At 66.4% G+C, this 12841-nt stretch carries 10 protein-coding genes; 9 read left to right on the top strand and 1 reads right to left on the bottom strand.

The genetic code is table 11. The features are described from left to right. Positions 1-26: 26 nt before the first annotated feature. The 6 genes from tsaE (at position 27) to trxA (ending at position 8810) form a co-directional block, all read left to right on the top strand. Entirely contained in the window at positions 27-479 is a 453-nt protein-coding gene (gene tsaE, locus BLW25_RS13585; protein ID WP_253188449.1) for a tRNA (adenosine(37)-N6)-threonylcarbamoyltransferase complex ATPase subunit type 1 TsaE, read from the top strand. Then, positions 476-1474: an aminoglycoside phosphotransferase family protein gene (locus tag BLW25_RS13580; protein WP_092899891.1), complete on the top strand. Its 999-nt coding sequence runs from the start codon at positions 476-478 to the stop codon at positions 1472-1474. Before tsaE ends, BLW25_RS13580 begins: the two co-directional genes overlap by 4 nt. Beyond that, complete coding sequence (locus BLW25_RS13575) at positions 1453-2166, top strand: nucleotidyltransferase family protein (protein WP_092899889.1); 714 nt, start codon at positions 1453-1455, stop codon at positions 2164-2166. Before BLW25_RS13580 ends, BLW25_RS13575 begins: the two co-directional genes overlap by 22 nt. Positions 2167-2189: 23 nt before the next feature. Continuing rightward, entirely contained in the window at positions 2190-5099 is a 2910-nt protein-coding gene (addB, locus tag BLW25_RS13570) for a double-strand break repair protein AddB (protein ID WP_253188444.1), read from the top strand. Next, on the top strand, positions 5096-8407 hold the full coding sequence (addA, locus tag BLW25_RS13565; protein ID WP_092899885.1) for a double-strand break repair helicase AddA: 3312 nt from the start codon (positions 5096-5098) through the stop codon (positions 8405-8407). The genes addB and addA overlap by 4 nt, the downstream gene beginning before the upstream one ends. A 76-nt stretch (positions 8408-8483) precedes the next feature. Beyond that, positions 8484-8810, top strand: a complete 327-nt coding sequence (gene trxA, locus BLW25_RS13560) for a thioredoxin (protein ID WP_092899883.1) — start codon at positions 8484-8486, stop codon at positions 8808-8810. 49 nt (positions 8811-8859) lie between these two features. Here trxA and BLW25_RS13555 read toward each other — a convergent pair whose 3' ends face one another. Then, on the bottom strand, positions 8860-9558 hold the full coding sequence (locus tag BLW25_RS13555) for a spermidine synthase (RefSeq protein ID WP_092902076.1): 699 nt from the start codon (positions 9556-9558) through the stop codon (positions 8860-8862). Between the two features lie 325 nt (positions 9559-9883). Here BLW25_RS13555 and hslV point away from each other — a divergent pair, with 325 nt between their 5' ends. From hslV to hslU, 3 genes are read left to right on the top strand one after another with little or no spacing between them, the layout of a single operon-like run. Further along, positions 9884-10441 carry an ATP-dependent protease subunit HslV gene (gene hslV, locus BLW25_RS13550; RefSeq protein WP_092899881.1) on the top strand — a complete coding sequence of 186 codons (558 nt, stop codon included), beginning with the start codon at positions 9884-9886 and terminating at the stop codon, positions 10439-10441. After that, the gene (locus BLW25_RS13545; RefSeq protein ID WP_092899879.1) at positions 10438-11511 is read left to right on the top strand and encodes a hypothetical protein; all 1074 of its coding nucleotides are present in this window, start codon (positions 10438-10440) and stop codon (positions 11509-11511) included. Before hslV ends, BLW25_RS13545 begins: the two co-directional genes overlap by 4 nt. Then, positions 11508-12806: an ATP-dependent protease ATPase subunit HslU gene (hslU, locus tag BLW25_RS13540; RefSeq protein WP_092899877.1), complete on the top strand. Its 1299-nt coding sequence runs from the start codon at positions 11508-11510 to the stop codon at positions 12804-12806. The genes BLW25_RS13545 and hslU overlap by 4 nt, the downstream gene beginning before the upstream one ends. Positions 12807-12841: the final 35 nt, after the last annotated feature.

The following is a 12841-nucleotide window of genomic DNA, read 5'->3' as shown; positions in this document are numbered from 1 at the left end:
GGGCAAAAGCCGACAGTTGCGCCATGATGTCCTTGGATCTTTTCCTGCCCGATGAAGAGGCGGCCCGCCTGTTCGGAGCGCGCTTCGGGCTGTGCCTGCGGCCCGGGATGACGGTGCTGTTTGAGGGCCCGGTCGGCGCCGGGAAATCGCATCTCGCCCGGGCGGCGATCCGCGCCATGGCGGGGGCTGAAATCGACGTGCCTTCGCCCAGTTTCACCCTGGTGCAAAGCTATGAGACCGAAGCCGGCGAGGTCTGGCATGCCGATCTTTACCGGCTGAGCCATATTGGCGAGATCGAGGAACTGGGCCTCGCCGAAGCCATCGGGCGCGATATCCTTCTGATCGAATGGCCCGACAGGCTGGGGCTCTATGCGCCTGCCGATGCGATCCGCGTCACCCTGTCTTATGAGGGTGAGGGCCGGCGGCTTGGGCTGACCGGGCCGGAGGGTTTTCTCGCCTGCCTTGCGGGTAAGCCATGAGAGAGGCTGAAAAGACAGAGTTCCTGGCCAGGGCGGGCTGGGATGCGGCCCGGCGCAGCCATCTTGCGGGGGATGCCTCGGCCAGGTCATATGAGCGACTGGTGATGGGCGATCGCGGTGCGGTTCTGATGGATGCGCCGCCCGGCTGTGGCGATGATATCGGTGATTTCCACCGGATCGGGGCGCATCTGGCGGGGCTTGGCCTCTCGCCTCCGGTGACCCTGGCAATGGATGAGGCGCTCGGCCTCATGCTGATCGAGGATCTGGGCGACGGCGTTTATGCGCGGCTGCTTGAGGCGGGTGCCGCGCCGGAAATGCCCCTCTACACGGCGGCGGTGGATGTGCTGATCCGCCTGCAGGGTGCCGCGCCCCCCGCCTCCCTGCCGGATCTCAGCGCAGCAGACTGGGCGGCATCAGCCGCACTGGCGCCGGAGTTTTACGCCTTTGCCGCCCTCGGCACCCGCCCTGACGCGGCGCCGTTCCTCAAGGCGCTTGAGGCTGCGATCCGCGCCCATGCCGACGGGCCTCGCGTGCTGATCCTGCGCGATTATCATGCAGAGAACCTGCTCTGGCTGCCTGACCGCCAGGGCGCGGCGCGGGTCGGGATGCTGGATTTCCAGCTCGGCCAGCTTGGCCAGCCGGAATATGACCTGGTGTCTTTGTTGCAGGATGCGCGCCGCGACGTCTCGCCCGGGGTCGAGGCCGCGATGATTGCGCATTTCGCGCAAGAGACCGGGCGGGGCGATATCACGGCGGCCTATGCGGTGCTGGGGGCGCTCCGGGCGCTCCGGATCATCGGGATTTTCGCACGGCTGACCATGGTGGCGGGCAAGGACCGCTATCTTGCGTTTCTGCCCCGGGTCTGGGGCCAGCTGATGCGCAATCTCGCCCATCCGGCGCTGAAGGATCTGCGCGGCGAAGTTCTGAACATCCTGCCAGACCCCACCCCCGCCATCATCGAGAGGATCAGGTCATGCAGCCAACCTTCCCCCTGATGGTCTTTGCCGCGGGTTTCGGAACCCGCATGCGCGAACTGACCCTGAACCGCCCGAAACCCCTGATCGGGGTCGCCGGGCGCAGCCTGCTCGACCGCGCGCTGGATCTGGGGGCCGGGGCAGGCTGTGACCCGATGGTGGTCAATACGCATTACCTGTCGCAGCAGATCGCGGATCACCTGAGGGGCCGCCCCGTCCGCATCAGTCATGAGCCCGAGATCCTCGAGACCGGTGGCGGGCTGAAGGCGGCCCTGCCGGCACTTGGCCATGGCGCGGTGATGACGCTGAACCCGGATGTGGTCTGGACGGGGGGCAACCCGCTCAGCGCGCTGGCGCAGGCCTGGGATCCGGTGAAGATGGATGCGCTCTTGCTGGTCAGACCGCGCGACGGTCTGCCGGGCCGCAAAGGCGGCGCGGATTTCACGCTGGGCGGGGATGGCTGCCTGTCCCGGATGCGCCGCGACAGTGAAACGGGCGAGGATCTGGACCCGAATGGCATGGTCTATCTCGGCGCGCAGATCCTGGGCACGGACTGGCTGTCTCGCCATCCGGAGCGGGTGTTTTCGCTGAACCTTGCCTGGGATGAAATGATCCGGAATGGCCGCGCCTGTGGTCTGGTCTGGGAGGGCGGCTGGTGCGATGTCGGCAGCCCCGAGGGCCTCGCCGAGGCTGAGGCTTTGCTGGCACAATGATGTTCCCTGAACCAGGACCCCGGTTGTTTGGCCTGCCCCCGGGCGTGGATTTTCCCGCAAGGCTGGCGGCAGGTCTGCGCGCGCGGCTTGCGGGCCAGCCGCCCGAAGCCATGGCGCGGGTGACGATCTATCTCAACAGCCAGCGGATGCGCCGCCGGCTGCGCGAGACGCTGCTGGCCCAGGGGGCCGGGTTTCTGCCACGGCTGAAACTTGTGTCAGAGCCGGGGAGTGACCCGCTTCTGACCGGCCAGGTGGAGGCCGCCTCGCCTTTGGGGCGACGGCTGGAACTGGCGGTGCTGATCGACCGGCTTCTGGCGGCAGAGCCCGACCTCGCGCCGCGTCACGCGCTTTACGACCTTGCCGACAGCCTCGCAGGGCTGATGGATGAGATGCGGGCGGAAGAGGTCGATCCGGGCGCGCTCGACCTCCTCGATATCGAGGGACATGCCGCGCATTGGTCGCGCACCCGCCGTTTCGTCTCGCTGATCGCGCAGTTCTTCACCGAAGGCGCCGCGCCCGACAGCGAGGCGCGGCTGCGGCTGGCACTTCTGGCGCAGATCAGCGCCTGGGAGGCGGCACCAACCCCCGATCCGGTGATTGTCGCCGGATCGACCGGGTCGCGCGGGACTTCGGCTTTGCTGATGCAGGCGGTGGCGCGGCTGCCGCAGGGCGCGATTCTGGTGCCTGGCTATGATTTCGACCAGCCGGATGCGGTCTGGGCCAGCCTTGATGACGGGACCGGCCAGGAAGATCACCCGCAATATCGTTATCACCGGCTGATGCAGTTGCTGGGCCTTGGCCCGGATGGCGTGCGGCGCTGGGACAGCCAGGGCAGCACAGATTCCGGGCGAAACCGGCTGATTTCGCTGGCGCTTCGCCCGGCGCCGGTCACCGATCAATGGATCGCGCAGGGACCGGATCTGGGTGATTTGCAGGCTGCAACCGCGCGCATGACCCTGATCGAGGCCACGAGCCCGCGTGACGAGGCCCAGGCGATTGCCCTTTGTCTGCGCGAGGCGGTGGCGGCGGGAAAGCGCGCGGCGCTTCTGACCCCTGACCGTTACCTCTCTCGGCGGGTGACGGCGGCGCTGGACCGCTGGCGGCTGGTGCCGGACGATTCCGCAGGTTCGCCTCTGATCCACAGCCCGGCAGGGCGTATGCTGCGGCTGGTCGCGCGCGGCATGGGCAGGCGGCTGATGGCGGACGAGGTGCTGACACTCCTCAAGCACCCGCTGTGTTTCTCGACCGAACAGCGCGGTCCGCATCTGCGGCTGGTGCATGAACTGGAACTGCGGCTGCGCGCCCGTGGCCCGGCCTATCCCGATCTTGCGGCGTTGCAGGCCTGGGCGGCAGAACAGCGCGACCCTTTCGCGGCCCCCTGGGCCGATTGGCTTGGGGCGGTGCTGGCAGAGCTGGAGGCCTGCGCCCCGGCGCCGCTCCCCGATCTTATCTCCCGCCACCGGGCGCTGGCCGAGGCTTTCGCGCGCGGCACCGATGCGGGCACCGGGCGGCTCTGGCAGGATGCGGCGGGCGAAGCGGCGCTGCGGGTGATCGAAGACCTCGCCGCCGAGGCGCCCGGCGCGCTGCATCTCGGCCTCGGCGATTATGCCGCGCTGGCGGATGGGGTGATCAACCGCGCCCAGGTGCGCAGCCTGATCCCGGCGGATGAGCGGATCGTGATCCTTGGCGCACAGGAAGCGCGGGTCCAGGGCGCGGATCTTGTGGTGCTCGCCGGCCTGACCGAGGGCGTCTGGCCGGCGCAGCCCGACCCCGACCCCTGGCTGAACCGCAAGATGCGGATGGAGCTGGGGCTTTTGCTGCCGGAACGCCGCATCGGCCTGTCGGCGCATGATTTCCAGATGGCGGTCGCGGCGCCCGAAGTGGTGCTGAGCCATGCGCACAGGAATGCCGAGGCCGAAACCGTGCCGTCGCGCTGGCTGAACCGGCTGATGAACCTGCTCGACGGTCTGCCGGATCAGGGCGGGCGGTCGGCGCTGGCCGCGATGAAGGCGCGCGGCAACCGGCTGATCGCGGATGCGGGACTTGTGGCAGCGCCGATCCTGTCTGCGCGCGCGCGCCGGCCCTCGCCGCGCCCGAAAGTCTCGGACCGCCCGAAATCCCTTTCGCTGACCGAAATCGAAAAGCTGATCCGCGACCCTTATGCGATCTATGCGCGCCATCTCTTGCGGCTGCGCCCGCTGATGCCCTTGCGCCCGATGGCGGATGCGCGGCTGAGGGGGGAGATCCTGCACAAGGTGCCCGAGGCGCTGTTGCGCGAAGGCCTGCCGCCGACTGCAACCGAGGCCGCAGCCGCGCTGATGCGGATCACCGACCGCGTGCTGGAAGAAGACGTGGCCTGGCCCGCGATGCGTGCGATCTGGCGGGCGCGGATGGCCGAGCTGGCGCTGCCCTTCGTCCAGGGGCTGCTGGCCGAGGGCGGCGAGGTGGTCTCGCTGGAACAGAAATACCGGGTCGAGCTGAAGGATCCGGATTTCGTGCTCGTGGGCAAGCCCGACCGGCTGGATGTGACGGCGGATGGCAGGCTGAGGATCGTCGATTACAAGACCGGTGCGCCGCCCACCGAAAAGCAACAGGCGGCATTCGCGAAACAGCTGCATCTGGCGGCGGTGATGGCAAGCCTGGGAGGCTTTCCCGAGGCAGGTTTCCCCGATGAGGTCGAGATTGCCTATATCCGCCTGAGCGCCGATCTGAAGACGATTTCCGCCGTCCTTGGCCCCGATGACCTGCACCGCCTGCTTGAGGAATTCCGCAAGTTGGTCCGCGCCTGGGAAGACCCGGACCGGGGTTATACCGCGCGCCAGGCCATGCTCGGAGCGCGGGAGCGCAGCGATTATGACGACCTCGCGCGCTTTGGCGAATGGGACATCACCGAACAGGCGATGCCAGAAGATATGCCGGAGGACAGGACATGACCCAGCATCCGGCATCGCTGGCGCAGATCGCGGCGGCAGATCCTTCGGTCAATGTCTGGCTGGTGGCCAACGCGGGCTCGGGCAAGACCAAGGTGCTGACTGACCGGGTGGCGCGGCTGTTGCTGCGCGGGACCGACCCGCAGAATATCCTCTGCCTGACCTATACCAAGGCCGCCGCCGCCGAGATGCAGAACCGTCTCTTCCGCCGGCTGGGGGAATGGGCAATGGCGCCGGATGCGGGGCTGCGCCGGAACCTTGGCGATCTGGGCGAAGGTCGCGATCTGTCGGAAGCCGCGCTGAAACGCGCCCGCCAGCTTTTTGCCCGCGCCATCGAGACGCCGGGCGGTATTCGCATTCAGACCATTCACTCGTTCTGCGCCGGTCTCTTGCGCCGCTTTCCGCTGGAGGCCGGGGTCAGCCCGTCTTTCAGCGAGCTTGATGACCGGTCGGCTGAACTTCTGCGCAACCAGATCCTTGAGGAAATGGCCGAAGGCGAGGCGCGCGGGCTGTTCGAGGCGATCCTGCCCGAAGTGGGCGAGCGGATCGATCCTTTCCTCGCAAAACTCACGGGGATGCGGGCCGAGCTGATGCAGGTGCCGGAAGAGGCCGCGCTGCGGGTGGCCTTCGGGCTGCCGCCTGGCCTTGATGAGGCGGCGCTGGAGGAAGAGGTCTTCGGGCCAGGCGATCAGGCCATGCTGGCGGCGGTGGCGCCGGTGCTGATGGCCTCGTCAAAGGTGACCGACCAGAAGGCAGGGGCTGTGCTGGCGGCTTTGCCCGCGCTGGGGATCGCGGCACTGCCGGTGCTGGAGGGGCTGTTCCTGTTCGGCGCCACGGCGAAAGCACCGTTCGGGGCAAAGCTGGATACTTTCCCGACCAAAGACTGCCGTCTGACGCTGGGCACGCATCTCGACGGGCTGCAATCGCTGATGCGCCGGGTCGAAGGCGGGCGGGCGCTGCGGCTTGGCCTTTCCGCGTTTCGCAAAGCACTGGCGCTGCACCGGTTCGCCGCCGATTTCCTGCGCCGCTATGAGGGCGCGAAAGCCATGCATGGCTGGCTCGATTTCGATGATTTCATCACCCGCGCGACGGCGCTGCTGACCGACCCGAGCGTTGCGCCCTGGGTGCTTTACCGGCTGGATGGTTCCATCGACCATGTGCTGGTCGATGAGGCCCAGGACACATCCCCCGCGCAATGGAAGATCATCGCGGCGCTGACCGAAGAGTTCATGGCGGGCGAAGGTGCGCGCGACACCGAGCGGTCACTTTTCGTGGTCGGTGACAAGAAACAGTCGATCTATTCCTTTCAGGGCGCCGATGTGGCGGGGTTTGATGCGGTGAAAACCCGTTTCGCGCAAGGTTTTGCGGCGGCGGGTGTGCCGGTCACCGAACAGGCGCTGGAATATTCCTTCCGCTCGTCGCGCGCGCTGCTGGATCTTGTCGACCAGTCCTTCCCCGGCGAGGCCGAGGCGGCGCTTGGCGGCGCCTTCCGCCACCGCCCCTTCCATGAGGCGCTCCCCGGGCGGGTGGAAATCTGGCCGGTCGTGCCGAAACCCGAGGACCCGGAGCCGGGCGAATGGTTCGACCCCATCGACCAGGTCGGCGAGGAAGACGCGACCGAGGTGCTGGCCCGCCAGATTGCGGCTGAGATCGGGGAGATGATTGCGCAGGGCCGACAGATCCCGGATCACCGCGCGCCTGGCGGGTTCCGTCCGGTTCATGCCGGGGATTTCCTGATCCTCGTGCAGCGGCGCGGGCCGATCTTCAATGCGGTGATCCGCGCCTGCAAGACCGCGGGCCTGCCGATTGCCGGGCCGGACCGGCTGACTTTGACCGGCGAGCTGGCGGTGCGTGACCTGCTGGCGCTGCTTTCCTTCCTCAACACGCCCGAGGATGATCTGGCGCTGGCTCAGGTGCTGCGCTCGCCACTGTTCGGCTGGTCCGAGGCGCGGCTTTACGCGCTGGCGCATGGCCGCAAGGGTTATCTCTGGGAGCGTCTGCGGCATCTGGACGAGCCCGGGACGCTCTCCGTGCTGGATGATCTGCGCAAGCTTGCCGAATATATGCGGCCCTATGATCTGCTGGACCGGGTGCTGACGCGGCACCAGGGGCGCGCAAAGCTCCTGGGCCGGATGGGCGATGAGGCGGCGGATGCGATTGACGAGCTGAGCCAGCAGGCGCTGGCCTATGAGCGCGGCGAAGTGCCCAGTCTGACCGGGTTCCTTGTCTGGATGGATGCCGGCGAGGTCGAGGTCAAACGCCAGGCCGAGGGCGAGGGGCGGCTGATCCGCGTCATGACGGTGCATGGATCAAAGGGGCTTGAGGCGCCGGTGGTGATCCTGCCCGATACCGGCGACCGGCGGCTGACCGATAAGGATATGATCCTCGCGATCGGCGAGGGCATGGTGACCTGGTCGGGGCGCAAGGCGGAAGATACCGGCCTCGTGGCCGAAACCAAAGTCGCCCGCGCGGCGGCGCGTGAGGCGGAAAACCTGCGCTTGCTTTACGTGGCGATGACGCGGGCGAAGCACTGGCTGATCGTTGCGGCGGCGGGCGAGGCAGGGCCGGGGTCATGGCACCATTCGGTGCTGACGGGGGCCGGGGTCCTGGGCGCCGTGCCGGGCAAGGACGGGCGCATCCGTCTTGGGTTTGGTGACTGGCCGGGGGATGCCCCTGCGGCGGCAGCCGCGCCAGAGGTGCCGCATGCGCTCAGCCTCGCGCCGCTGCCGGGCGCAGTGGCGCCGCCGCGGATCTGGTCGCCCTCGGGCCTCGGCGGCGGCGAGGCGAAGGTCGAAGGCGGACGCTTCCATCTCGTGCTGGATTTCGAGGAAGATGACCCGCTGGAACGCGGCACCAGGCTGCATCTTTTGCTGCAGCATCTGGCAGAGGCGCCGGTTGCGGCCTGGCCCGAGCTCGCGGCCCGGCTGGGCGCGGGCGAAGTGCTTCTGGATGAGGCGCGCGCGATTCTGACCGCGCCGGATCTGGCCTGGATGTTCGGGCCGGGAAGCCTTGCCGAGGCCGAGCTTTCGGCGCCCTGGAATGACGGCTGGCTGGCCGGTTCGGTCGACCGGCTGGTGATCACGCCCGAGCGCATCACTGTGGTCGATTTCAAATCGAACGCGGTGGTGCCCGACACGGAGGACGGCATCCCCGAGCCCTATCTGCGCCAGCTTGGCGCCTATGCCCATGCGGCGGCGCTGATTTACCCCGGGCGCGAGATTGCGACTGCGATCCTCTGGACCAGGGTGCCCCGGCTGATGCCGGTGGATCCCGCCAGGGTCCAGGCCGCCTTGCAGCGCGCGCAGGCCTGATCAGCCGGACCGGTCCTTGACGTTCGCCAGGGGCAAACCTAGCTTCCATATAACCCAATTCTCAGGAGAGACCGCCATGGGCGCTGCAACTGTCGCTGTTACCGATGCCACTTTCGACGCCGAAGTCCGCCAGTCGGACGTGCCGGTGGTGGTGGATTTCTGGGCCGAATGGTGCGGCCCGTGCCGGATGATCGGCCCGGCTCTGGAAGAGCTGGCGACCGAATATGCCGGCAAGGTCAAGATCGTGAAGGTCAATGTCGACGAGAACCCGGAAAGCCCGGCGGCGCTCGGCGTGCGGGGTATCCCGGCTTTGTTCCTGTTCAAGGATGGCCAGGTCGTGTCCAACAAGGTAGGTGCCGCGCCGAAAGCCGCGCTCGACAACTGGATCAAGGCGGCAATCTGATCGTCGCAAAGATACAAACGGCCCCGGGAAACCCGGGGCCGTTTTCGTTTCAGGCGGCCTTTTTCAGACCCAGAGCCGCCGCATCATCAGCGGCGAAATAGATGTGATGCATCGCATCGACCCGCCCCGGAACCAGCGCGATATCATCCCGCCGCCAGGGCCAGCCCTGCCGGGTCAGACGCTGTTCGAAACCGGGGGCGATCTCGGCTGACCAGAAAGCGGCAATGCCGCCCTTGGCCAGCGCATCCCGGCTGCGGCTCAGCCCGCTTTCGGTATAGATCGCGCCATTGGTTTCCCGCACCAGCGTGTCCGGCCCGTTATCGGTATCCATCAGGATCACGTCGAACCGGCCAGGATTGCGCGCCAGAACCGCCGTCACATCGGCGATTTCAACGTTCACGCGCGGGTCGCTCAGCGGATGACCGGCGAGATGCGAGAGCCGCCCGTGATTCCAGGCGACGATTTCCGGCACCAGTTCGCATACCGTCACCTGCGCACCTGGTCCCACCAGATCCAGCGCGGCGCGCAAGGTGTAGCCCATGCCAAGCCCGGCGATCAGCACATCGCGCGGCGCACGGCCAAGCAGACGCAGCGCGCGCGTCGCCAGCACCGCTTCGGACTGATGGTTGAGGTTCGACATCAGCTCGATGCCGTTATAGCGGATCTCATAAAGGCTATCCCGCTGGCGCAAAAGGATTTCATCGCCCGCCGCATTGGTGGCGCGGGCCAGATCGTTCCAGACTGTCATGGCTGTCCCATAGCTGAAGCCGCGCGAGGCGCGGTCTGTCAAAATCAAGCAGGTTCAGAAGGAGGGGGTTGCCCGCCGGCTCAGCGGCGCGGCAACCCGAAGCCATTGCGGGCGCAGGTTCCGATCAGCACCGGGAACAGGGCCGTGATGTTCGGTAGGTTCCGGCTGGAAATCGGGCTGGACATCGGGCTCGCCTGGGTCGGGGTCATGAAAGACAGGTGATCATGGCCGCCTGTACCCCGGAAGTCCAGCCTTACGCCGCTGACTTGTGCCAGTCCGGCCGGCGCTCCATATAGGGGCACGGAACAATGCGAAGGGCATTCCCATGGCTGACGACAAATTCCCCGGCTGGCACGGGACCACGATCCTCGCCGTGCGGCGGGGGGGCGAGGTTGTGGTGGCGGGGGATGGCCAGGTCAGCCTGGGCCAGACGGTGATCAAGGGCACGGCGCGCAAGGTGCGCAGGCTTTCCCCTGGTGGACATGATGTGGTGGTGGGCTTTGCCGGTTCGACGGCGGATGCGTTCACGTTGCTTGAGCGGCTTGAGAAAAAGCTCGAAGCGGCACCCGGACAGCTCGCACGGGCCTGTGTCGATCTCGCGAAAGACTGGCGGATGGATAAATATCTGCGCAATCTCGAGGCGATGCTGATCGTCACCGATGGGGACCAGCTTTACGTGCTGACCGGCGCGGGTGATGTGCTGGAGCCGGAACATGATGTCGCGGCCATCGGCTCGGGCGGCAATTTCGCGCTCGCCGCCGCACGCGGGCTGATGGAGACCGATCTGCCGGCCGAGGACGTGGCGCGCAAAGCCATGGCGATTGCGGCGTCGATCTGCGTCTACACCAATGGAAATCTGACGGTGGAGACGATCCGCAAATGATCTCTGATGACCTTCGCGCCGGCGTTCAGGCCGGTATCCTGACCGAGGCTCAGGCCGCGTCCCTGTCGACGCTGATCACCGCCCGCGCCGGACAGCGCGCGGCGATGCCGGCGGAAGACGAGCCTTTCGAGTTCTTCAAAGGCTTTTCCGAGATCTTCATCTCGATCGGCCTGATCATCCTTTTGTCGGGTTCGCTTTCGCTGATTGCCTGGGCCGGTGGCGCGACCATTGCCATTGTCCTGCCGCTGATCGCCGCCGGGATCGCCTGGTGGTGGGCAGAATATTTCACGCTCAGGCGGCGGATGAACCTGCCGTCGATGGTGCTGGCGCTGGTCTTTGGCGGCGGCCTGCTGATCGCGGTGACAACGCTTGTGTTACAAAGCGCAGGCCAGCCGTCGCGCTTTATTCTGATGTTGCCGCCGCTGGTGGCGACTTTGGGCATGGCGGCCTGGTATCGCCGGTTCCGGCTGCCATTCTCGATGTTCGTGCTGGGCGGCTTTGCGCTTTTGACGCTTTATGCGCTGACCACCTCGACCGAAGCACTGATCGGGCTGGCCATCGGAACGCGTTCCGGAGGCATGAACGGGCTCTTTGATCTGCGCGAAAGCCCGGCTTTTGCTTTCGCGACGCTGGGCTTCGGCATCGTGGCTTTCCTTGCGGGGATGTGGTTCGACATGCGCGACCCGCACCGGCTGGGCAGGAATGCCGCAACTGCCTTCTGGCTGCATCTGCTGGCGGCTTTCGCACTGGTGAATACCGTGGCGGTGACGCTTTACGGATCGGGCGGGATGGTGCTTTTGCTGATCGCGCTGCTGATCATCACCGGGCTGGCACTGGTGATCGACCGGCGTTCATTTGTCTCGGCTGCGATTGGCTATATGGCTTTCGTGATCGTCTGGGCGACGGGGGGAGGCGATTTCGGCTCCTGGGCCTTTGCGCTGCTGCTTCTGGGCGCGCTGATCACCGCAATCGGCACCTGGTGGGTGCAGTTGCGCGGCTGGCTGATGCGCGCCCTTCCCGATTTCCCCGGCAAAGACCGGCTGCCCCCCTATTCGAGGCCTGAAGTATGACCGACCTGACCCCCCGCGAGATCGTCTCGGAGCTGGACCGTTTCATCATCGGTCAGAAAGAGGCCAAGCGCGCCGTGGCTGTGGCTTTGCGCAATCGCTGGCGCCGGAACCGTCTGCCCGCCGATCTGATTGACGAGGTTTATCCGAAGAACATCCTGATGATCGGGCCGACCGGCGTCGGCAAGACCGAGATCTCGCGCCGGCTGGCAAAGCTCGCGAAAGCGCCGTTCCTCAAGGTCGAGGCGACCAAATTCACCGAAGTCGGCTATGTCGGCCGCGATGTCGAAAGCATCATCCGTGATCTGATGGATGTCGCCATCGTCGATACCCGCGCGATGATGCGCGATGAAGTGCGCGAAAAGGCGAAACGTGCTGCCGAGGAGCGGGTGATCGAGGCGATTGCCGGCAAGGATGCGCGCGAACAGACCCGCGAGATGTTTCGCAAGAAACTGCGCGCGGGCGAGCTTGATGACACGATGATCGAGATCGAAGTGCAGGACCCTTTGCCCGCGATGCCGATGATGGCAGGTGGCCAGGGGATGGAGATGCAGCTCCAGGGCCTGCAGGAAATGTTCGGCAAGGCGTTTCAGCGCTCGACGAAGAAGCGGGTCACGGTGGCGGACAGCTATGATCTGCTGCTGGGCCAGGAGGCCGACAAGCTGCTGGATGACGAGGCGGTGAAGGCGCGCGCGCTGCAGGTGGTGCAGGCGGATGGCATCGTCTTCCTCGACGAGATCGACAAGATCTGTGCGAAATCCGAGGCGCGGGGCGCCGATGTCTCACGCGAGGGGGTGCAGCGTGATCTGCTGCCGCTGATCGAAGGGACGACCGTTTCGACCAAATACGGGCCGGTGAAGACCGATCATATCCTGTTCATCGCCTCCGGTGCCTTCCATATCGCCAAACCCTCGGACCTTTTGCCCGAGTTGCAGGGCCGTCTGCCGATCCGGGTCGAGCTTGAGGCGCTGACCGAGGGCGATTTCGTCCGGATCCTGACCGAGACCGACAATGCACTGACCCGGCAATATACCGGGCTGATGGCGACCGAAGAGGTGGCGGTCCGGTTCACCGAAGACGGGATCGCGACGATTGCGGCTCTCGCGGCCGAGGTGAACCGCTCGGTCGAGAATATCGGGGCGCGCAGGCTTTACACGGTGATGGAGCGGGTGTTCGAAGAGCTTTCCTTCACCGCGCCGGACCGCCCGGGCGAGGCGGTGGTGGTGGATGAGGCCTTTGTCGAAAAGAATGTCGGCGGGCTGGCGCGCTCGGCGGATATATCGCGCTACGTGTTGTGACGGCCCGTGCGGGGGCCGGCCCCCGCACCCCGCCT

This window comes from Rhodobacter sp. 24-YEA-8, from assembly GCF_900105075.1.
Taxonomy (GTDB): Bacteria; Pseudomonadota; Alphaproteobacteria; order Rhodobacterales; family Rhodobacteraceae; genus Pseudogemmobacter.
Note: the sequence above shows the minus strand (reverse complement) of the source record. Positions and strands in the feature narration are given on the sequence as shown.